Annotated in this window: 16 protein-coding genes, 2 pseudogenes and 1 riboswitch; of the genes and pseudogenes, 10 read left to right on the top strand and 8 right to left on the bottom strand. The window is 73.1% G+C overall.

Annotated elements, in window-relative coordinates:
* Positions 1-118: 118 nt before the first annotated feature.
* Positions 119-787, top strand: coding sequence for a hypothetical protein (locus ACFV6D_RS02290; RefSeq protein WP_063346499.1), 669 nt, complete (start codon positions 119-121; stop codon positions 785-787).
* 48 nt (positions 788-835) lie between these two features.
* Here ACFV6D_RS02290 and ACFV6D_RS02285 read toward each other — a convergent pair whose 3' ends face one another.
* The 3 genes from ACFV6D_RS02285 to ACFV6D_RS02275 all read right to left on the bottom strand — a co-directional run bounded on the left by ACFV6D_RS02285 (position 836) and on the right by ACFV6D_RS02275 (position 4,080).
* The gene (locus tag ACFV6D_RS02285; protein WP_380557824.1) at positions 836-1,513 is read right to left on the bottom strand and encodes a YoaK family protein; all 678 of its coding nucleotides are present in this window, start codon (positions 1,511-1,513) and stop codon (positions 836-838) included.
* Between the two features lie 59 nt (positions 1,514-1,572).
* Entirely contained in the window at positions 1,573-2,307 is a 735-nt protein-coding gene (locus ACFV6D_RS02280; protein WP_063346501.1) for an MgtC/SapB family protein, read from the bottom strand.
* 120 nt (positions 2,308-2,427) lie between these two features.
* Positions 2,428-4,080 carry an NRAMP family divalent metal transporter gene (locus tag ACFV6D_RS02275; protein ID WP_380426873.1) on the bottom strand — a complete coding sequence of 551 codons (1,653 nt, stop codon included), beginning with the start codon at positions 4,078-4,080 and terminating at the stop codon, positions 2,428-2,430.
* Positions 4,081-4,436: 356 nt separating this feature from the next.
* Positions 4,437-4,614, bottom strand: a riboswitch (M-box (ykoK) riboswitch).
* Between the two features lie 139 nt (positions 4,615-4,753).
* Between ACFV6D_RS02275 and ACFV6D_RS02270 the strand changes: the two genes are divergently transcribed.
* The 4 genes from ACFV6D_RS02270 (at position 4,754) to ACFV6D_RS02255 (ending at position 9,844) form a co-directional block, all read left to right on the top strand.
* Positions 4,754-5,650: an ABC transporter ATP-binding protein gene (locus ACFV6D_RS02270; protein WP_063346503.1), complete on the top strand. Its 897-nt coding sequence runs from the start codon at positions 4,754-4,756 to the stop codon at positions 5,648-5,650.
* Positions 5,647-8,397 carry an FtsX-like permease family protein gene (locus tag ACFV6D_RS02265; protein WP_380557821.1) on the top strand — a complete coding sequence of 917 codons (2,751 nt, stop codon included), beginning with the start codon at positions 5,647-5,649 and terminating at the stop codon, positions 8,395-8,397. Before ACFV6D_RS02270 ends, ACFV6D_RS02265 begins: the two co-directional genes overlap by 4 nt.
* Before the next feature lie 146 nt (positions 8,398-8,543).
* A complete protein-coding gene (locus ACFV6D_RS02260; protein WP_063350923.1) occupies positions 8,544-8,912 on the top strand; it encodes a BlaI/MecI/CopY family transcriptional regulator in 369 nt (122 codons plus the stop codon).
* Positions 8,909-9,844, top strand: a complete 936-nt coding sequence (locus ACFV6D_RS02255) for a M56 family metallopeptidase (RefSeq protein ID WP_380557818.1) — start codon at positions 8,909-8,911, stop codon at positions 9,842-9,844. The genes ACFV6D_RS02260 and ACFV6D_RS02255 overlap by 4 nt, the downstream gene beginning before the upstream one ends.
* A gap of 38 nt (positions 9,845-9,882) precedes the next feature.
* Here the strand turns inward: ACFV6D_RS02255 and ACFV6D_RS02250 are convergent, their stop codons facing one another.
* Both ACFV6D_RS02250 and ACFV6D_RS02245 read right to left on the bottom strand, forming a co-directional pair.
* A complete protein-coding gene (locus tag ACFV6D_RS02250; protein ID WP_063346506.1) occupies positions 9,883-10,902 on the bottom strand; it encodes an acetamidase/formamidase family protein in 1,020 nt (339 codons plus the stop codon).
* Between the two features lie 233 nt (positions 10,903-11,135).
* Positions 11,136-12,206, bottom strand: a complete 1,071-nt coding sequence (locus ACFV6D_RS02245; RefSeq protein WP_063346507.1) for a C40 family peptidase — start codon at positions 12,204-12,206, stop codon at positions 11,136-11,138.
* Between the two features lie 302 nt (positions 12,207-12,508).
* Here ACFV6D_RS02245 and ACFV6D_RS02240 point away from each other — a divergent pair.
* The 4 genes and pseudogenes from ACFV6D_RS02240 to meaB all read left to right on the top strand — a co-directional run.
* A pseudogene (locus ACFV6D_RS02240) lies at positions 12,509-12,757 on the top strand (methylmalonyl-CoA mutase); the annotation flags it as partial.
* 187 nt (positions 12,758-12,944) lie between these two features.
* Positions 12,945-14,507: pseudogene (locus ACFV6D_RS02235) on the top strand (methylmalonyl-CoA mutase family protein); the annotation flags it as partial.
* Positions 14,504-16,708, top strand: coding sequence for a methylmalonyl-CoA mutase (scpA, locus tag ACFV6D_RS02230; RefSeq protein ID WP_380344392.1), 2,205 nt, complete (start codon positions 14,504-14,506; stop codon positions 16,706-16,708). The pseudogene ACFV6D_RS02235 and the gene scpA, both read left to right, overlap by 4 nt.
* Positions 16,709-16,720: 12 nt before the next feature.
* Entirely contained in the window at positions 16,721-17,722 is a 1,002-nt protein-coding gene (meaB, locus tag ACFV6D_RS02225; protein ID WP_380557816.1) for a methylmalonyl Co-A mutase-associated GTPase MeaB, read from the top strand.
* A gap of 298 nt (positions 17,723-18,020) precedes the next feature.
* On the opposite strand, the gene ACFV6D_RS02220 is transcribed toward meaB, so the two are convergent.
* Together ACFV6D_RS02220 and ACFV6D_RS02215 are read right to left on the bottom strand one after the other, a co-directional pair.
* Positions 18,021-18,494, bottom strand: coding sequence for a DIP1984 family protein (locus ACFV6D_RS02220; RefSeq protein WP_380557813.1), 474 nt, complete (start codon positions 18,492-18,494; stop codon positions 18,021-18,023).
* Between the two features lie 114 nt (positions 18,495-18,608).
* The gene (locus ACFV6D_RS02215; protein WP_380557810.1) at positions 18,609-19,430 is read right to left on the bottom strand and encodes a hypothetical protein; all 822 of its coding nucleotides are present in this window, start codon (positions 19,428-19,430) and stop codon (positions 18,609-18,611) included.
* A gap of 633 nt (positions 19,431-20,063) precedes the next feature.
* Between ACFV6D_RS02215 and ACFV6D_RS02210 the strand changes: the two genes are divergently transcribed.
* On the top strand, positions 20,064-20,195 hold the full coding sequence (locus ACFV6D_RS02210) for a hypothetical protein (protein WP_363376953.1): 132 nt from the start codon (positions 20,064-20,066) through the stop codon (positions 20,193-20,195).
* 228 nt (positions 20,196-20,423) lie between these two features.
* Here the strand turns inward: ACFV6D_RS02210 and ACFV6D_RS02205 are convergent, their stop codons facing one another.
* Entirely contained in the window at positions 20,424-20,909 is a 486-nt protein-coding gene (locus tag ACFV6D_RS02205; protein WP_380557807.1) for an ATP-binding protein, read from the bottom strand.
* Positions 20,910-21,012: the final 103 nt, after the last annotated feature.

Here is a 21,012-nt window from a genome sequence, read left to right as displayed (position 1 = left end):
CCCGGTGGTACGAGCCCGCACGACTCTTGTGCGCGGGCGGCCACCGGGTGGAAATTGGGTGACGAAGCCTCACGACCTCACCACTGCGCCGCCCCAACCCCCCTGAGGAGCCGTCGACGTGTCCAGCACACCCCGCCCCGCCCGGCCATCGTCGCGCCCGCCGCGAACCGGCCGCCGGCTGCGGCGGGCCTTCGGTGCCCGGCACGAACCGCTGGTCCGGCCCGTCGACCGGGCCCGCGCCCGCGCCTGGCTGCTGAGCGCCTTCGGGGCCCTGCTCGCCCTCGCCTTCGCCACCGGCAGCTCCCTGCTCGCCTACCACGCCACCGCACCCCAGGCCGACAGCGACCGCCTGCGCCTCCACAAGGTCGACGCCGTGGTGCTCACCCTCCCCGACCACGGCTCCGGCACGGGCACCGGCGCCGGAGGACGCTTCGGCGCCGGCTACAGCACCCGCGTCGACGCCGAGGCCTCCTGGACCTACCCCGACGGCCAGCCGCACACCGGTACCGTCCAGGCCCCCCGTACGGCTGTCACCGGCACCGTCGTCCCCGTCTGGGTCGACCCCGCCGGAGCCCTCTCCTCGCCCCCGACCAACCGCGCCGCCGTCGCCGTCTCCGCCGTCTGCACCGGCGCCGGCGCCCTCCTCGCCCTCCTGGCCCTGCTCACCCTCGCCCTGCGCCTTCGCCTGCACGTCCTCGACCGCCGCGCCGACGAGGCCTGGACCCAGGGCTGGGCCCGCCTCGAACCCCTCTGGAGCGGCCGCGCCGGCCACCGCCAGGACGACTGACCCCTGCGGACGAGCGGGAACCGGCGAGCAGCGGGACGCGGCACCAGGTCAGAGCGGGTGGGTCCAGTCCGGGGCGGGGTGGGCTCCGGCGGCCCGGTGGGTGAGGGCCGCGACGGCGACGAGGAGGGCCAGGGCGAGGGTCAGGGCGACGGGGACGTCGGCCTGGCGGATGAGGAGGGCGCCGACGAGGGCGCCGACGAACATCCAGACGGCGGAGGCCAGCCGGCGGGGGCCGGTGCGGTCGGCGGCGAGGGCCGTGATGGTCATGGTGAGCACCGTGGTGGTCAGGTCGGGGACCTTGAGGGAGCGGACCACCGCGTTCTGGCCGCCCATGGCGAAGGCCAGCAGCCCGATGAGGCCGTAGCGGGCCGGGTCGGAGGTGTAGCCGGCCACGGTGGCCAGGGCGATGCTCGCGGCGACGAACACCGTCTGGGCGACCACCGCCGTGGTCAGCAGCCGCCCGCGGTGGTCGGGCAGCCGTCGGGCGAGGTGGCCCCCGACCAGGGCGCCGAGTACGAACGCGGCGAGGGCGCTCAGCGAGGCGGTGGCGGAGAGTCCGGCGGCACCGGCCAGGGCGAAGCCGAGGAAGACCACGTTGCCGGTCATGTTGGCGACGAAGACGTGGCCGAGCCGGAGGTAGCTGACGGCGTCCACCAGTCCGGTGACGACGGTGAGCACCAGCAGCATCGGCACCAGCGGCCCGTGCCTGGGATCGGGGGTGAACATCGGGACCTCCTGGTCGGCCTCGTGACGGTGCCTCCGTTCTACCTCCCCCGGGCCGCGCCCTAGGCGAGCGCCGGGCGGCTCGGGTCGTCGGGTTCGTCGTCGAGGTGCCAGTGCAGGTCGCGGACGCCGGGTTCGAGGGAGAGCCGGCTGACGACCTGTTCGAGGGCCGGGGCGACCTGCCCGGTGATGGCCACGGTGGCGCGCAGGCTGGTGGCGTCGCCGCTGTCGGTGCGGCGGGCGCGCAGGCCGGTGGGGGCGAGGCCGGAGGCGGACAGGGCCTGGAGCAGCAGGGCCCGGATGTGGGTCTCGGCCTTGCGCTCGCATTCCAGGTGGACGGTGGCGCGGACGGTGGAGTCGGGGTCGCTGCCGGACTGCGGGGCCCGGTCGAGCATCCGGCCGGCCGGGCGCAGGATCAGGTGGACGGCGAGGACGCCGAGCGTGCCGAGGACGGCGAATTCGAGCTTCCCGGCGGCGGCGAGCACCCCGACGGCAGCCGAACACCACAGCGTGGCGGCGGTGTTGAGGCCGCGGACGCCGGCGCCGTCGCGCAGGATGACGCCACCGCCGAGGAAGCCGATGCCGGAGACGACGTAGGAGGCGACCCGGGTGGGGCTGGCGGCGTCGCCGACGGCCTCGCTGTACAGCACGAACAGGGTGGCGCCGGCGGCGACCAGGGCGTTGGTGCGCAGGCCGGCCATCCTGGCCCGCCACTGGCGTTCGACGCCGATGAGCGCGCCGCAGGCGACCCCCGTGGCGAGCCGGACGAGGAAGTCGGCGGTGGTCAGGGTGTGCACGACGGCACCTCCTTCACTGGGAGAGCTGGGAGAGCGGGGAGAGCTGGAAGAGCGGGGAGACGGACGGACGGGTGGCGGGCCGCTGCCCACCACCCGTCCGTCCGGGCTGCGGTCTTCGGCTCAGTGGTTGAGTGCGGTTTGGACGATCTTGATGATGACCATCACCATCGCGACCAGGAGGTAGGCGCGCAGGGCGCCCATGCCGACCTTGCGGGCGGTGGACATGACCGGCTTGCCGAGGGTCTCCAGCGGGGGCATCCGCCATTCCTCGCGGCCGGTGCGGTCGACGGGGTCTTCCTTGGTCCCTCGGCGGCCGAAGGTGAAGAAGTATCCGGCGACCAGGACGCCGGCCACGCCGCAGCCGGCCATGATCCACAGGATGGCCTGCGAGCTGATGTCGGGCCAGACCACGGCGGCGGTCAGGATCAGCGACAGCATCACCAGCACGCCGACCACGGCGGAGGTGAAGGCGTTGGTCTTGGGCCCGTTGACCCAGGGCCCCAGGACGGCCTTGTCGTTGCACAGCAGCAGCAGGAACACCGTCGCCGAGGGCAGCAGCACACCGGCCAGCACCTGGACGAACTGCGTCATCAGGCCCTGGGTGTAGCCGGTGGACAGCAGCGTGATCGCGGCCGCCGCGACCACCAGGCCGGCGTAGATCGCGTAGAAGCCCTTGGCGCCCTTGACGCCCCGGTGCAGCGAGTGCCTGATGCCGAACACGTCGCCGATCGCGTAGGCGGTGGACAGCGACACGGCGAAGGCGCCGATGATCGAGGCGTCCAGCAGCGCGATGGCGAACAGCACGCCGACCACGTGCCCGGCCTTGTCCTCAAGGCCCTTGGCGACGGCGGCCGCATCCGAGAACTGGCCGAAGCCGTCGGTGCCGGCGAAGGCCGCGGCGGTGAAGCCCATCATCGCGGCGGCGCCGATGATGACGATGGCGATCCCGATCCACAGGTCGACCTTCTCGTACTTCATGAACCGCGGCGTGATCCGCTTGTCGATGACGTACGACTGCTGGAAGAACAGCTGCCACGGGGCGACGGTGGTGCCCACGATGGAGACGATCACCAGCATCACGGCCGCCAGCTGGCCGGAGCCGCCCGGCATGCTGGGCACCGTGAAGTCGTGCGCCATCTGCGAGGTCTTCGGGTGGACCATGAAGTAGATCGGCACCAGCAGCAGCGAACCCACGCACAGCGTGACGGCGACGCGCTCGAAGCGCTGGAACGAGCCGGTGAACGCCGAGGCGATGATCACCACCGCCGCCAGCACCACCGCGGCCACCTTCGGCAGCCCGAGGTACCCGGCCGCCAGGGTGACGCCGATGAACTCCGTGACCAGCGTCAGCGCGTTCAGCAGGAACAGGTCGATGACGCTGAACGCGCCCCAGAACTTCCCGAAGCGCTCCAGGATCAGCCGGGCGTGCCCGACACCGGTGACGGCGCCCAGGCGCAGCACCATCTCCTGGTTCACGTACAGCACCGGGACGAGCATCAGCAGCGTCCACAGCAGCTGCGTGCCGTAGTTCTGCCCCGCCTGCCCGTACGTCGAGAAGGCGCCCGCGTCGTTGTCGCCGACCATCACGATCAGGCCGGGGCCCACGATCGCCAGCAGGGTCTTGAGCCGCGCTGACAGGCCGTGGCGCGGCGTGGTGTCGTCGAGCCGGATGGTGCCGAGCGCACCCCTGATGTCGCCGACGTGGGCGTCGTCGAGCACGGCGGTGCGGGTGGTGGTGGTGGGGACCTTCGGGTCCAGCATCACGTTGGTCATGGCAGGGCCTCCCTGCCCCCTTCCTTGAGGGGGCGACAGGGGGCACGCAGCAGCGATCCTCCCTGCGAGCGCACGGCGTCGGACCGCACGGCGACGCTGAGCGGCGGCGGCCGTGAGGGCATGACGGAGCGTCAGACGCTGTGCGTCGGGGCGCGGTTGAGCGCATGACGCAGCGTCAGGTGAACGCGCAGGGAAGGTTGTTACCGCGTGCCAGAGGTGATCGAGAGCATGCGGGGGTAGGGGCGACTATGGCCCGGACTATCGCAGTCCATGTCTCTCGCCTCCTCCCGGTCGGGGGTGCACCGTCTGTGCACCGCATCGCGACACGGCAAGGAGCGGACCAGCCCTACGGGACCGGCACACCCCAACTCGTCAGAGCTTTGGCACTCCACGGCGTGTCCAGCCCGGTCGGGCCGGAAGCCACTTCGGATCAACCCTTAGGTCGGGAAGATCTGTCCTAACCCTGGGCGTCTCTCGACGTCGTCGGATCAGTGGCCTGTGTCCGTGAAGAAGCCTCACCGAACGAGGTGCCTTCTTCAAACCTCGTCAAGCATAGACCCTCCCTTTCACCCGGATAGCGGCGTCTCGACCGAACTTCGACAGCTTTGTAGAAGCTTGACCAAACCCACCCCTCGACGTGCACCCCCATCCGGCATATATAGTTCACCGACATATGCAGCTCAACAGCTCACGAGGGGGAAGTGTGTCCCACAGCGATCCGACCCGATCCGCACCCGTCCTGCACCTGGCCAACGTCACCCGGGTGCACGGGCGGGGCGCCGCCGAGGTACACGCCCTGCGCGGCGTCGAACTGGCCGTCCACCCCGGCGAGTTCGTCGCCGTCATGGGCCCGTCCGGCTCCGGAAAGTCCACCCTGCTGACCCTGGCCGGCGGACTCGACGCGCCCAGCGAGGGCGAGATCCTGGTCGAGGGCGTAGCGCTCGGCGGCCTCAGCCGCGGCCGGCTCGCCGACCTTCGGCGGCGCTCCATCGGGTACGTCTTCCAGGACTACAACCTGATCCCCGCCCTCACCGCCGCCGAGAACATCTCGCTCCCCCGCGAACTCGACGGAGTCTCCGGACGCACCGCCCGCCGCGAGGCGCTCGCCGCCCTGGAGGAACTCGGCATCGGGGAACTCGCCGACCGCTTCCCCGACGACATGTCCGGCGGCCAGCAGCAGCGCGTCGCCATCGCCCGCGCGCTGATCGGCGAGCGCCGGCTCGTCCTCGCCGACGAACCGACCGGCGCCCTCGACTCCGCCACCGGCGAGGCCGTGCTCGCCGTGCTGCGCGCCCGCTGCGACGCCGGGGCCGCCGCGATGATGGTCACCCACGAGGCCGCGCACGCCAGTTGGGCGGACCGGGTGGTCCACCTGAAGGACGGCGCGGTCGACTCCGAGAGCCACGGGCGGCGCACCGGCAAGCGCCGACTGACCGGCGAGCCGCTCAGCGCCCCGGCCGACGGCTACGGCCACGCGGCCGACGGGGCCGGGCACTCGACCACCGGCACCGGCCACACGTCCGGCGACTTCGGCCACGCGGCCGGCGGCTTCGGCGAGGTGACCCGATGAGACTCGGCGCCTGGAAGGTCGCCCTGCGCATCGCCCGCCGCGACGCGCTGCGCGCCAAGGGCCGCAGCGCCCTGATCGTCGCCATGATCGCGCTGCCCGTCCTCGGCGTCACCGGCGCCGACGTCGTCCACCGCAGCGGGCAGCTCACCCCGGCCGAACGGGTCGAACGGGTGCTGGGCGGGGCGGACGCCCTGGTCACGTCACTCGCCCCCGGCCGGACCGTCGAGCAGGCCCCGGTCGCCGAGGACGGCGCCTTCGCGGTCCAGCCCCGCCCCGGGCAGCCGCCCACGGCCGAGCAGCAGAAGGGCGCCGGCACCGACCCCGTCGCCCTGGTCACCGGACTCCTGCCACCGGGCAGCGTGCTCACCTCCGCCCGGCAGGGCCCGGAGACCGGCGCCACCTCCCCCGAAGGCCTGGTCCGCGCCCTCACCACCGAGGCCGACCTCGCCGACCCGCTCTGGCACGGCCGGCTCGACCTGGTCGACGGCCACGCCCCGGGCGGCCCGCGCGAACTGGCCGCCACCCGGGCCTTCCTCGACAACTCCGGACTGGCCGTCGGCGGCACCACCACCTTTCCCGGCCTGGAGCGGACCACCTTCACCATCACCGGCGTCGTCGAGCACCCGGACGACCTCCGCCGGGTCGAACTCGTCGCCCAGCCGGGCGCGTTGCTGAGCCAGCTCGCCGCCGCCACGCCTCCCGGCAGCCCGGCCGCGGCACCGCCGGAGCCCGAACGCGGCGCCTGGCTGGTCCGGCTCCCCGCCGGGGCCACCCTCGACTGGGCCAAGGTCCAGGAGTTCAACGCCCACGGCTACACCCTCACCGCCCGCTCGGTCGCGCTCGCCCCGCCGCCGCGCGCCGCCGTCCCCTACTACCGGGACGCCTACCGCTCCTTCGGCCCCTCCGCCGACGACAACACCAAGGTCGTGGTGGCCACCGTCACCGGCATGGGCCTGCTGGAGGTCGCCCTGCTCGCCGGCCCCGCCTTCGCGGTCGGCGCCCGCCGCTCCCGCCGCCAGCTCGCGCTGCTCGGCGCCGCCGGCGGCCGGCGGACGCACGTCGGCGCGGTGGTGCTCGGCGGCGCCCTCGTCCTCGGCACGGCCGGGGCCGTGGTCGGCGTGGTCCTCGGCGGCGGCCTCGTCGCCGGGCTGCGCCCGTGGATCGAACGGGCCGGCGGCGCCCGCTTCGGGCACTTCGCCCTGCCGCCACTGGACCTGCTCGCGATCGGCGGGATCGGCCTGCTCACGGCGCTCCTCGCGGCCGCGCTGCCCGCCCGGCAGGCCGCCCGCAGCAGCGTCACCGCCGGACTCACCGGCCGGGACACCGTCCAGGCCCCGAACCGCTGGGTCACCGTGCTCGGTGTGCTGCTGCTCGCCGCCGGCGCCGCCCTGGCCCTGTACGGCGCGAGCGCGGTGCAACACGGCGGCGTGCCCGTCGTCAGCACCTACGACACCCGCACGCTGACCGTGCTCGGCGGCTCCGTCATCGCCGAACTCGGCCTGCTCGCCTGCACCCCCGCACTCGTCGCCCTGCTCGGCCGGCTCGCCAAGCGGCTGCCGCTCGGCCCCCGACTCGCCCTGCGCGACTCCGCCCGGCACCGCTCGCGCACCGCGCCGGCCGTCGCCGCCGTGATGGCCGCCGTGGCCGGGGCCGTCGCCATCGGCGTCTACAGCACCAGCACCGACGCCGAGAACCGCCGCGACTACCGGCCGCAGGCCCCGTACGGCGCCGTGCAGCTCCTCTCCACCGCCGACGGACCGCAACTCGACGGCCTGCGCGCCGAGGTGGGCAAGCAGCTGACCGACCTGGGGCCGCGCGCCGACCTCGGCGAGGCGGTGTACCAGTTCTGTGCCAACTGCTCCAGCACCGTCCAGCTCAAGGGCACCGTGAACTGGCGCACCGCGTCCGGCCCGCCGCACCTGGCCGCCGGGGACGCCGCCATGCTCCGCACCCAGTTCGGCATCCACGACCCGGCCGCCGAACAGGCCCTGGCCGCCGGGAAGATCCTGGTCTTCGACCGCGCCTTCCTCGCCGGCGACGGCCGGGCGGTGCTCCAACTGCGCGGCAGCTCCGGAGCGCCGCTCCAGCCCGGCGAGGTCCCCAAGCCCGACCTCCAGGAAATCCCGGCCGACGCCGTCCTGGTCGAGAACCCGAACGCCGCCCGCTTCGCCCAGGGCCTGATCCTGCCCTCGGCGCTGCCCAAGCTCCTGCCCGGGCTCGCCGCGAGGCCCACCGGCGCGATCTGGGTGCCCGCCACCCCGCCCGACCGCAAGGCCCAGCAGCGTGCCGAGGCCGCCGTCGTCCGGCTCGACCGGGCCGCCCAGCTGGAGGTCGAGCGCGGCTTCCAGCCCCGCGGCGACGCCCTCACCCTGGCCCTCAGCGGCTTCGCCGGGCTGGTCGTCCTCGGCGCCGCCGGCATCGCCACCGGCCTGGCCGCCGCCGACTCCCGCCAGGACCAGGCCACCCTGGCCGCCGTCGGCGCACCACCGCGGATCCGCCGCACCATGGCGGGGCTGCAGTGCGCGATGATCGCCCTGCTCGGGGCGCTGCTCGGGGCGGTCAACGGCTTCGTCCCCGCGGTGGGCCTGCTGAAGTCCCGGGCTAGCGGGTTCGGCGGCCACCCGGCCCTGATCACCGCCCCCTGGGGCCAGCTGCTGCTGGTCGTCCTGGTGCTCCCGGTGCTGGCGGGGCTGCTCGCCGCCCTGCTGACCCGCTCCCGCATCCCGATGGGGCGGCGGCTGTCCTGATCCCCGGCGCACGCCGAAGCCCGCCCTCCGAAATGGGGGGCGGGCTTCGGCGTGCGCGGGCGACCCACACGCGAGAGGGCCGTACCATGGGCGGGTTCTAGCGGGCGAAGGGCGCCGGCGGGTCGGCGAGGGAGAGAACGGCGGTGCTGCGCGGGTTCGGCGACCTGGAGGCCGAGATCATGGACCGGCTGTGGTCCTGGGGCCGGCCCGCCACCGTACGCGAGGTGGTGGACGACCTCCAGCGTCAGCGGCCGGTCGCGTACACCACCGTCACCACGGTGGCCGACATCCTGCACACCAAGGGCTGGCTGCGCCGGGACAAGGTGGGCCGGGCCTGGGCGTACGAGCCGACCTGCACCCGGGAGGCCTACACCGCGCAGCTGATGCGCCAGGCGCTGGAGACCACGCCGGACCGGGCGGGTGCGCTGCTGCACTTCGTCGACGGGATGAGCAGCGACGAGGCGTCCGCGCTGCTGGCGGCGCTGGAACAGGTGAAGGCCCGGGACGCCGAGTGACCCTCGCGCTGCTCGGCCTCCACCTGGCCGTGACCGGGGTCCTGCTGCCGCGCCGGCTGGCCGGCTCGGCCCGGTTGCAGGCGCGCCCGGCGGCGGGCGCCGCGCTCTGGCTGGCCCTGATGGCCTCCTTCCTGGTCGCGCTGCTGCTGGCGGCGCACCACGCGGTGGAGCCGTTCGCCCACGAGCCGGCCGGGCTGGTCGGGCTGTTCCCGCACCCGGAGCCGGTCGGGCCCGTCGCCCCGCACACCCACGACTGGTGGCTGCTGGCCGCCGCCGGGGCCGCGATCGCCACGGTGGTGACGGCCGTCGGCGTCCGGGCCGGGCGGGCGCGCCGGCGGCACCGGGCGATGCTGGACCTGGTCGCCGTCCGGGACGGGCGCTGGGGCGCCCTGATCCTGGAGCACGCCCACCCGACCGTCTACTGCCTGCCCGGCCGCAGCTCCCGGGTGGTCCTGTCGCGCGGGGCGCTGCGGCTGCTGGACGAACGGCAGTTGGCCGCGGCGGTGGCGCACGAGCACGGACACATCCGCGGCCGCCACCACCTGTTCCGGCTCCCGGCGGACACCTTCGCCCTGCTGTTCGGCCCGCTGCCGCTGGCCCGGCGCGGGCGGGCGGAGGTGGGGCTGCTGCTGGAGATGGCGGCCGACGACGCCGCGCTGGCACGGGTGTCGCGCAGCGAACTGGCCTCCGCGCTCTGCGCCTTGGCGACGTCCGGGGCCCCGACGGGCGCCGCGCCCGGCATCCCGCCGGGCGGGTCGCTGGGCCCCGCGTCGGGCGGGGCGCTGGCGGCGGCCGCCAGCGGGGTGCTGGCCCGGGTCCGCCGGCTGGCCCGCCCGGGGCACGGTCGGCGCGGGCGCCAACTGGCCTTCTGGCTGGCGGTGTCGGCGCTCCCGCTGCTGCCGTACCTGCTGGCCTGCGCGCCGCACCCGTAGGGCGTCCGCCGCCCCCCGGTCACGATCCCGGACCGACCCTACCGGTGCCGCAGGTACGCCTCGGCGGTCTCGCGCAGGCGGTCGTGCAGGCCGTCGTAGGCGCGGACCCGCCCGAGCAGGCTCTTCGGCAGCTTGGCGACCATCGTGTAGTTGGTGTCGCAGACGTTGGCGGCCGGCGCCAGCCCGGCCTGGCTGACCAGTTGGTAGGCGTCGAGCTGGTCCAGGCCGAGCAGGTGCCCGGTCCAGCCGACCAGGTCGTGCTGGCTGATCCGGAACGCGTCCTCCAGGGGGCGGGCGGAGCCGGTGCTGATCAGGAAGCGGTCGTCCTCCAGCCGGGGCCAGGCCGGTCCGCCGCCCTTGACCAGGTCGACGATCACGGTGGTGCGCATGGCCGCCTCCACCGCCGTCCCGCACACCTCCCCCTCCCCCTGGCGCGCGTGGCCGTCGCCGATGGCGAGCAGCCCGCCCGGGACGTTCACCCCGAAGTAGGCGGTGGTGCCGGCCCGCATCTCGGGGGTGTCCAGGTTGCCGCCGTGCGCGCCCGGCGTGATCGAGGCCAGCACCTCGCCGGCCGCCGGGGCGACCCCGACGGTGCCGTGCATCGGGTCGAGCGGGAGGTCCACCGTGAAGTCGCTGTTGCGGGCCCGGAATCGGCAGACGCCCGCCTTGAGGTCCAGGTCGTAGACCCAGACCCGCTCCTCCAGCGGCGGGTGCAGCATCGCCGTGCTGTGGGTCGCGGTCAGCGCGCCGAAGTGCGGGAAGGTGCTGGAGACGCCGTAGTCGCGGGCCGGGGTGATCTCCACGAAGTGCACCGCGAGGACGTCGCCGGGCTCCGCGCCCGCCACCGCGATCGGCCCGGTGACCGGGTTGAGGTAGGGGAAGACGCACACCTGGCTGGGCAGGTCGCCGGTGCCGCGCACCTTGCCGCCGAAGCAGTCCTCGGTGGTCAGTTCGACGATGGTGCCGGGCTGCACGGTGACGAGCGGTGCGCGCCCGCCGAAGGTGTAGGCGTAGTCGGCCGGGGCGGGGGCCAGCTGAACGGTCTCGGGCAGGCTCACGGGTTCTCCTCGCGGGTGGTGGGCGCGGGCGTGTCAACCATGGTGCTCTCTCTCCGTGACGACCCTGCGGGTGTGGGGAGACTGCGGAGGCAAGTATGTCCAGATGGCGGCCCCGGAGAACGCGAAGGCCCGCCCCCGCCGAGGCGGGAGCGGGCTGCCGGGCTGCCGGGCTGCCGGCCACAGCACACAGCTGCAGCCACGGACTACGGCTACGGCTACGGCTACGGCTACGGCTACGGCCGGACGGCGCCCACGTACGGCATGGCGCTGATCGGGAGGACCTCGACGTTCTTGCCGGTGCGCGGGGCGTGGATCATCTTGCCGTCGCCGATGTAGATGCCCACGTGGTGGATGTCGGGGTAGAAGAAGACCAGGTCGCCGGGCTGGAGGTCGGCGCGCTGGACGCGGGAGCCGGTGTTCCACTGGTCCTGGGACATCCGGGGCAGCTTGACGTTGCCCGCGCGGTAGGCGCCGCCGGTGAGGCCGGAGCAGTCGAAGCTGTTGGGGCCGGTCGCGCCCCAGCCGTAGGGCTTGCCGAGCTGGGCGTAGGCGAACTGGAGGACGGCGGCGGCGCGACCGCTGGCGGGCGGCGCCGGGGTGTTCATGTTCGGGCGCTCCGAGGAGCGGGAGGCCCGGTCGGCGGCGGCCGCCGCCTGGGCCTCGGCCTTGGCCTTCTCGGCGTTCTGCTGGGCGTTGATCTTGGCGCGGTCCTCGGCGCTCAGCTTGTTGAGCATGCCCTGCGCCTGGGCGAGCTTGACCTGGATCTGCTTCTTCTTCTCCCCCAGCTCGGTGCCGACGGAGTCGAGCTGGGCCAGGGTGGCGGTGGCCTCGGCGCGGTCCTGGTCGAGCTTGCGCTGCTCGTTCTGGGCCTGCTTGAGCAGGGATATCTGGGAGTCGGCGAGGTGGTTCTGGACCGAGGCGCGCTCCAGGTAGGCGGCCGGGTCGGAGTCGAGCATCAGCTGGAAGGACGGGTCGATGCCGTTGGTGCGGTACTGGTCGGCGGCCACCGCGCCGAGCTGGGAGCGCAGCTCGTTCATCGCCTCCTGCCCGCGGGCGACCTTCTCCTGGATCTTGCTGGCGTCGCCCTGGAGCTTCTGCTGCTTCTCCTGGAAGCCGTTGAACTGCTCGACGGCCTGCTCGGCCTCCTCGTTGAGCTTGTCCACCTGCTCCTTGACGGAGGCCAGGTTGGGGGCGGGCTCGGCGTGGGCGGTGCCGGAGGCGAGGACGGCGCCGCCGGCCATGGCCGTGGTGAGGACCGCCATGCGGGCCCGGCTCGGGGGGCTGGGCTTGCGACGCTTTCCCATGGCGGGGGGCTCTCCTTCGGGGGACGGCAGGGGACGGCGAAGGCGGGCGAGGACCTACGGGGGTTCGGTCCCCGCCCACCTTCTTCGAAGTAACTTAATAGATGAGTGGAGGGGTTCCGCAATCCCCCTGTTCCGGGCCGTTCCGGGCGATCGATCGTGGCCCCCGGCACCGGCGTTGACCTCGGGTGCCACCGTCCGCGGCACTCCTCGCCGCCCGGAGTGCTGAGAACGTGCCAAATCGAGGGAAAGGTCACACGGGCCGCCCCTCCTGCGGGCCTGCGAACGAGCGCTAACCTGCGGTCATGAACGTCCTGCCCGAAGGGCTCCCCCTCGCCGCCGAATTCCCGGCCGCACACCGCGAGCAGTGGCAGCAGCTCGTCGAGGGCGTGCTGCGCAAGTCCGGCGCGCAGCCCGCGGACGGCGCCGCCGCCGAGCGGGCGCTCACCACCGAACTCCCGGACGGGCTGCGCGCCCGCCCGCTGTACACCGCCGAGGACGCCCCGGCCGAAGCCGGCTACCCCGGCGTCCCCCCCGTCGTCCGCGGCGGCCGGCCGCCGGGCGCGGCCGGCGCCGGCGGGGTCGTCCGCCCGCGGCACGCCCACCCGCCGGCTCCCCCCCGCGCCCGCCGCCCCCCCCCCCCGCGGCCCCCGCCGCCCCCCCCCCCCCGCCCCCCCCCCCCGGCCGCAGGGCGCGGCCGTCGCCGGCTGGGACGTCCGCCAGCGGCACGCCGACCCGGACCGCCGGCGCACCAACGAGGCGGTCCTGGCCGACCTGGAGAACGGCGTCGGCTCGCTCTGGCTGGAGCTCGGCGGCGCGGGCCTGCCCGTCACGGCCCTGCCCGAGACGCTGACCGGCGTGTACCTCGACCTGGCCGCCGTGGCACTCGACGCCGGACCCGAATTCACCGCCGCTGCCGAGCAGTTGTTCGCCCTGTACGAGGAGCGCGAGGTCTCCCCCGGCGCCGCCGCCGGCAACCTCAGCGCCGACCCGCTGGGCCTCCAGGCCCGCACCGGCGAGACCGGGCGCACCGCCGCGCTGCTCGCCGAGGCCACCGCGCTGGCCGCCCGCTGCGCCGCCGAGTACCCCGGCGTCCGGGCGCTGACCGTGGACGCCCTGCCCTACCACGAGGCCGGCGCCTCGCCCGCCCAGGAGCTGGGCTGCTCGCTCGCCACCGGCGTCGCCTACCTGCGGGCGCTCACCGCCGCCGGGCTGTCGGTGGACGCCGCGCTCGGCCAGCTGGAATTCCGCTACGCGGCCGACGCCGACCAGTTCCTCACCATCGCCAAGTTCCGTGCCGCGCGCCGCCTCTGGTCCCGCGTCGCCGAGGTGTCGGGGGCCTCCGCGGCGGCCTCGGCGCAGCGCCAGCACGCCGTCACCTCCCGGGTGATGATGACCGCCCGCGACCCGTGGGTGAACATGCTGCGCACCACCGTCGCCTGCCTCGCCGCCGGCGTGGGCGGCGCCGACGCCGTCACCGTGCTGCCCTTCGACAGCGCCCTCGGCCTGCCGGACGCCTTCGCCCGCCGGATCGCCCGCAACACCCAGTCGATCCTGCTGGAGGAGTCCCACCTCGCCCGGGTGATCGACCCGGCCGGCGGCTCCTGGTACGTCGAGCAGCTGGGCGAGGAGCTGGCGGCGGCCGCCTGGGCCTGGTTCCAGGAGATCGAGCGGGCCGGCGGCCAGCAGGCGGCGCTCGCCGACGGGACGGTCCGCGAGCGGATCGCCGCGACCTGGGCGGAGCGCTCCGTCAAGCTCGCCAAGCGGCGCGAACCCGTCACCGGTGTCAGCGAGTTCCCGCACCTGGAGGAGCAGCCGCTGGTCCGCGAACCGGCCCCGGCCGCACCGGGCGGCGGGCTGCCGCAGGTGCGCCGCGCCGAGGCGTACGAGGCGCTGCGCGACCGCTCGGACGCGCAGCTCGCGGCCACCGGCGAGCGGCCGAAGCTGTTCCTGGCCTCGATCGGCACCGCCTCCGCGCACACCGCGCGCACCACCTTCGCCGCCAACCTGTTCCAGGCCGGCGGCATCGCGACGACCTCGCTGGAGTCCGTCGACCCGGCCGCCTTCGCCGAGGCCTTCACCGCCTCCGGCGCCACCGCCGCCTGCCTGTGCTCCGGCGACGCGCAGTACGGCGAGCACGCCGAGGCCGTCGCCGGCGCACTGAAGGCGGCCGGAGCCCGACGGGTGCTGCTGGCCGGTCGACTCGGCGAAGTCCCGGCAGGAGTAGACGAGTTCATCCACGCGGGCGGGGACGCCATCGCCGTCCTCACCTCCCTGCTCGACCAGATCGGAGTGGCACGATGATCCCCGACTTCACCGGAATCGGGCTGAACGGGGATCCCTCCGGGGACGTCACCGACGGCCAGTGGCGGGCCGCCTGGCGGCAGTCCACCGGCAAGGACGTCGACGAGCTGGTCTGGGACACCCCCGAGGGCATCGGCGTCAAGCCGCTGTACACCACGGCGGACCTGGCCGGCCTGGACTTCCTGGAGACCTACCCGGGCATCGCCCCGTACCTGCGCGGGCCGTACCCGACCATGTACGTCAACCAGCCGTGGACCGTCCGCCAGTACGCGGGCTTCTCCACCGCCGAGGAGTCCAACGCCTTCTACCGCCGCAACCTGGCAGCCGGCCAGAAGGGCCTCTCGGTCGCCTTCGACCTGCCGACCCACCGCGGCTACGACAGCGACCACCCGCGCGTCACCGGCGACGTCGGCATGGCGGGCGTGGCGATCGACTCGATCTACGACATGCGCCAACTCTTCGACGGCATCCCGCTGGACAAGATGTCGGTGTCGATGACCATGAACGGCGCCGTCCTGCCCGTCCTGGCCCTGTACATCGTGGCCGCCGAGGAGCAGGGGGTGGCACCCGAGAAGCTGGCGGGGACCATCCAGAACGACATCCTCAAGGAGTTCATGGTCCGCAACACCTACATCTACCCGCCGCAGCCGTCGATGCGGATCATCTCGGACATCTTCGCGTACACCTCGCAGAAGATGCCCCGGTACAACTCCATCTCCATCTCCGGCTACCACATCCAGGAGGCCGGGGCCACCGCCGACCTGGAGCTGGCCTACACCCTGGCCGACGGGGTGGAGTACCTGCGCGCGGGCCTGGACGTGGGCCTGGACGTCGACGCCTTCGCGCCGCGGCTGTCGTTCTTCTGGGCGATCGGCATGAACTTCTTCATGGAGGTCGCCAAGCTGCGCGCGGCCCGGCTGCTGTGGGCCAAGCTGGTCAAGCAGTTCGACCCGAAGAACGCCAAGTCGCTGTCGCTGCGCACCCATTCGCAGACCTCCGGCTGGTCGCTCACCGCCCAGGACGTGTTCAACAACGTGACCCGCACCTGTGTGGAGGCGATGGCCGCCACCCAGGGCCACACCCAGTCGCTGCACACCAACGCGCTCGACGAGGCGCTGGCCCTGCCCACCGACTTCTCCGCCCGGATCGCCCGCAACACCCAGCTGCTGCTCCAGCAGGAGTCCGGCACCTGCCGGGTCATCGACCCGTGGGGCGGCTCCGCCTACGTCGAGAAGCTCACCCACGACCTGGCGCGCCGCGCCTGGCAGCACATCCAGGAGGTCGAGGCGGCCGGCGGCATGGCCAAGGCCATCGACGCGGGCATCCCGAAGATGCGCGTCGAGGAGGCCGCCGCCCGCACCCAGGCCCGGATCGACTCCGGCCGCCAGCCGGTCATCGGCGTCAACAAGTACCGGGTGGACAGCGACGAGCAGATCGACGTGCTCAAGGTCGACAACTCCTCGGTGCGCGCCCGCCAGCTCGAAAAGCTGCGCCGGCTCCGGGAGGAGCGCGACGAGGCGGCCTGCCAGGACGCGCTGAACGCGCTCACCCGGGCCGCCGAGGCCGGCCCGCAGCGCGGCGGCTCGCTCGACGGCAACCTGCTGCACCTGGCCGTCGACGCGGCCCGGGCGAAGGCCACCGTCGGCGAGATCTCGGACGCCCTGGAGAAGGTGTACGGCCGGCACAGCGGCCAGATCCGTACCATCTCCGGCGTGTACCGAGACGAAGCGGGCCCCTCGGCCTCCCTCCAGCGCACCCGCGACCTGGTCGAGCGGTTCGAGCGGGCCGAAGGCCGGCGCCCGCGCATCCTGGTCGCCAAGATGGGCCAGGACGGCCACGACCGCGGCCAGAAGGTGATCGCCACCGCCTTCGCCGACCTCGGCTTCACCGTGGACGTCGGCCCGCTCTTCCAGACCCCCGACGAAGTCGCCCGCCAGGCCGTCGAGGCGGACGTGCACATCGTCGGCGTCTCCTCGCTCGCCGCCGGGCACCTCACCCTGGTCCCCGCGCTGCGCACCGCACTCGCCGAGGCCGGCCGGGAGGACATCACCATCGTGGTCGGCGGGGTGATCCCCCCGCAGGACTTCGACGCGCTGTACGAGGCGGGAGCGGCGGCGGTCTTCCCGCCGGGCACCGTCATCCCGGACGCCGCCTACGACCTGCTCACCTCGCTGGCGGCCGACCTCGGCCACGAGCTGTGAGATTTTGATCGTATGCCTCCGCGGACGATCGACCTCGACAGCTATGTGACAGGCGTCCTCGACGGCTCGCGCGCCTGGATCGCGCGCGCCGTCACCCTCGTCGAGTCCACCCGGCCCGACCACCGCGCGCTCGCGCAGCAGTTGCTCCAACGGCTGCTGCCGCACGCGGGCGGCGCGGTCCGGGTGGGCATCACCGGCGTGCCCGGTGTCGGCAAGTCGACCTTCATCGACTCCTTCGGCACCATGCTCACGGCGCTCGGCCACCGGGTCGCCGTACTCGCCGTCGACCCCACGTCCAGCCGCACCGGCGGCTCCATCCTCGGCGACAAGACCCGGATGGAACGCCTCGCCATCGACCCGCACGCCTTCGTCCGCCCCTCGCCCACCTCCGGGACGCTGGGCGGCGTCGCCAAGGCCACCCGGGAGTCCATGGTGGTGATGGAGGCCGCCGGCTACGACGTGGTCCTGATCGAGACGGTGGGAGTCGGCCAGTCCGAGACCGCCGTCGCCGGGATGGTCGACACCTTCCTGCTGCTCAGCCTCGCCCGCACCGGCGACCAGTTGCAGGGCATCAAGAAGGGCGTCCTGGAGCTGGCCGACGTCATCGCCGTCAACAAGGCCGACGGCCCGCACGAACCCGACGCCCGCGCCGCCGCCCGCGAACTCGCCGGCGCCCTACGGCTGTTGCAGGCCCCCGACGCGGCGTGGACGCCGCCCGTGCTGACCTGCAGCGGCCGCGACGGCGCCGGACTCGACGTGCTGTGGGAACGGCTCCAGCAACACCGCAAGGTCCTCGACGCCACCGGCGCACTGGCCGCGAAACGGCGGGAACAGCAGGTCGAATGGACCTGGACGATGGTCCACGACCAGCTCTACGCGCGGCTGCACGAACACCCCGAAGTGCGGCGGCTCGCGGTCGAGTTGGAGGCCCAGGTCCGCGCCGGCACCATGCCGGCGGGGCTGGCCGCGCAGCAGATCCTGGACGCCTTCTTCGGCTTCTTCGGCGCGCCCTGACGGGAGGCGCTTCTTGAGCAGCCCCGGGGAGGAACAGGTGCGAGGGCCGTGCTGGTGTGCACGGCCCTCGCACCGGGTGTGGGGCGCCCCGTTCCCGCCCTCGTCGCCCGGATCTGCACGTGGTGGTGAGCTGTTCGGTGTGCTCTGTCACCTGTACGCGATGCTGAGCTGCATTGTTTGATGAGGAATCGAACCCCCTGCGTTGCTCTTCACGCGCCAAGGGCCGGATGAACCGCCGGCCCGCGGTGTGTGCACGCCTCCGTGGCGACTACCTGCTTCCCACACCCAGCTGGTGGGGTCAGTCCTCGATCAGGTCGATCTCCCAGTTGGTGCGCTGGATCAGGGTGTCCACCTCGCGGATCTCCTTCGCCAGGGCGTCCGCCTGGGCGCGGAGCTCGGCGACCGGCAGGGCGGCGAGGATCCTGAGTTCGGACCGCAACTGCCGTACGGCTCCGCGCTGGTCGCGCCCGGAGGCGGCGTCGGCGGCTGCGGTGATCACCGAGTGGCGCAGCCGCAGGACGTCCCGGCGGGCGAGGGCGTCGGTCAGCGTGCCGCCGCCCTCGATGAGCGCGGTGGAGTTGGTCCGGTTGATCTGACGGATCAGCCGCTCCAGCTCGTCCAGCACCTCTCCGGCCTGGGCCAGGACCTCCGCCGCGGGCTCGGCCGGCTCCTCGCCCTCCTGGTAGCGGGCACTGCCGACGACGCGCGCCCGCAACTGCTCCACCCGCCGCACCGCAGCCGCGCGCTGCGCGAGCGCTTCAGCCAGTTTCACCGCGTCATCACCTCTACGTCCTGCTGATCGTCCGGCAAGTATGCACGTCGGTGCCTGCCGGCACGGTTCGCGGGGTGGGGTCGGCCGGGCCGACCCGGCGGGCGCCGGGCGGGTTCATGCCTCTCGACGGCGTTCGGCCGCTGCAGCCCGTACGTCCGCCAGCGCCCTCGCGCGGTCGACCGGCGGGGGCGAGAAGCGTCCGGGCGCCGCCAGTACGTGCTCCTCCCAGCGGTCCTGCCAGAACTCCACCGTCCAACCGGGCCATCGCTGCGGCATCTCGTACGCCTCTGCCGACGCCCCGAGCACCCACCAGCCCACCCGCCGGCGCAGCGGATCGACGTGGATGCCGGCATCGGCCGACGCCTGGCAGACCCCGTGCTCGGGGCCGCCCGCCAGCCGGTCGAGCAGCGCAGCCCCCTCCCGGACCGGATGGTCGTTGACGTTCGCCAGCACGTAGCAGTGCTCCGTCCCGACCGTCACCACCGCAACCATCGACTCGGGGTCAGCCAGTTCCTCGTCGCCCGGTTCGAGCAGCGGCCCCACCGCATGCCCGCGCCCACGAGCACGGACGTGTTCGGGGTCCAGCCCCAGGTACGTCCGCAGCTCGGCAGGGCCGTCGTACATCCACCGGACGTCCCACCCCACCCATGCTTCCTGCAACAGTTCCAGAGTGGCCGCCCTGTGGCGCATCTCGGCGCTCGGCCCTTCCCAGGCGAACAGCATCAGCACCTTCCGGCCGAGGTCGATCAGCGCCGCACCCTGGCAGTGCACATCGTCCAGCCACCAGTCGACCGCTCTCAGGCGCCGGACCATCGAGAGCGCCTCCGCCGGCCCGGCCAGGAGGTCGAGGTCGATTCCTACCGCCCCGAACCGCGACAGGTACAGCTCGAACTCACCGCTCTCGCGGACAACGACAAAATTCGCACGATCACCCATCCACCCAGAATGACCACCCCCAGCACCGGACCGCCACCACATTTGACGCACCCACACGGGCACGACCCCAGGACCGCCACTCGATCCACCGGCATCACCTGACAACCGATCAAAATCACTTGCCGAGGATGCTCGGGCGGCTCACCCCACCCCGACGCATTACTCAGTGGACTGACCACCACCGACACCCTCTGAGCCAGTCGGGCACAACTGCCAGCACAGGGCCTAACGTCGGTGTCTCTGAGCCGGGACACGATAGGTGGAACTAACGCGGTGTGATGACCTGGCCGTTTCGACCCGGTGGGACACGTTTGTTGGAACCATCTGGCCATCCTTCTTGCAACCTGCGGTGGATTGCCATTCATGTTGGAACCAGTTCCGAACTACCCAGGCTCGCGGCGTCCGTGGCCGCTCCGCTGAGGGGCTTGGAACCGAGCGAGCGCGTACGCAGGACAACTGGAGCGGCGGGGACGACAGCGGTTCAACCGTTGTCGTCACACCGCGCCGCTTGGGACCTATCCTGAACCAATGCTTCACGAGCTGTGGGACGAAGGCGAAGAGGGAAAGATGTTCTGCCTGGCCGGACCGCGCGGAGACGGGGCTCGTGCGCTCTTGTCCGAAGGTGCCCGGCTCGTGTGGACCGTTGAGGCCGCGAGCTACTTCGACGCGATGACGTTGTACTACCAGCGCATGGGCTGGGGCACCTACACCACAGAGCACCCGGAGTGGGACAACCGGACCTACGCCGAGCACGGCTGGGAATGATCAACCCATTTCACGCCTTCAGTCACACACGCCTCACGAACTACAGCTGGAGTAGTAGCCCCAAGAGCGATTCCAGCGCTGGGGCACTCCGGTTCCAACAACCGTGACCAAGTTCCAGCCAACGTGTCCTGGCTCAGTCTCGGCAGCAGCCGAGACACCGACGCACAAGCCAATTCCTTACCGTCAGTCAACAATCCGTCACAGTCACGAGGCGCCCGACGGTCGCCACTACGCCACCTCTCGCAGAGCGTGAAGGTCCAGTGCCGTGCCCCATCCATGCGTGGGGCACGGCACTTCGGCGACTTCCAGGTACTCGAACCAGACCACCTTGCCCACCCCCGCCGGGCGCCAGCCCCACGTGTGCGCCAGCGCTTCGACGAGCAGGAGGCCACGCCCGCTGGTCGATCCGGCGTCACGCTCGCGCTTCGGGAGTTCCGGGCACCGATCGGCGACCTCCACCCGCACCCGCCCGGCACACCACCGGACGGTCACGGCACAGCGCTCCTTGGTGTGCACGAGCGCATTGGCGATCACCTCGCTGGCGCACAGCTCCACCTCCTGAAGCCCGTCCGCCGACAGCGGCACACCCCACTCCCGCACGATCGCCCCCACCAACCGCCGCGCCGCCGGCACCGCTTCGGCCCCGGGCGGCTCACCCCACTCCAGCGGAACCGGAAACCGCGCATTACTCAGTGGACTGACCACCACGGACACCCTCCAAACCAGCCGGGCACAACTGCCAGCACAGGGCCCGACGTTGGTGTCTCGGCAGCAGCCGAGACACCAAAGCACAAGCCGATTCCTTACCGTCAGTCAA

The organism is Kitasatospora sp. NPDC059812 (genome assembly GCF_042732075.1).
Lineage (GTDB): Bacteria > Actinomycetota > Actinomycetes > Streptomycetales > Streptomycetaceae > Kitasatospora.
The sequence above is the reverse complement of the archived record's forward strand: the minus strand, read 5'-3'. Positions and strand labels throughout refer to the sequence as shown.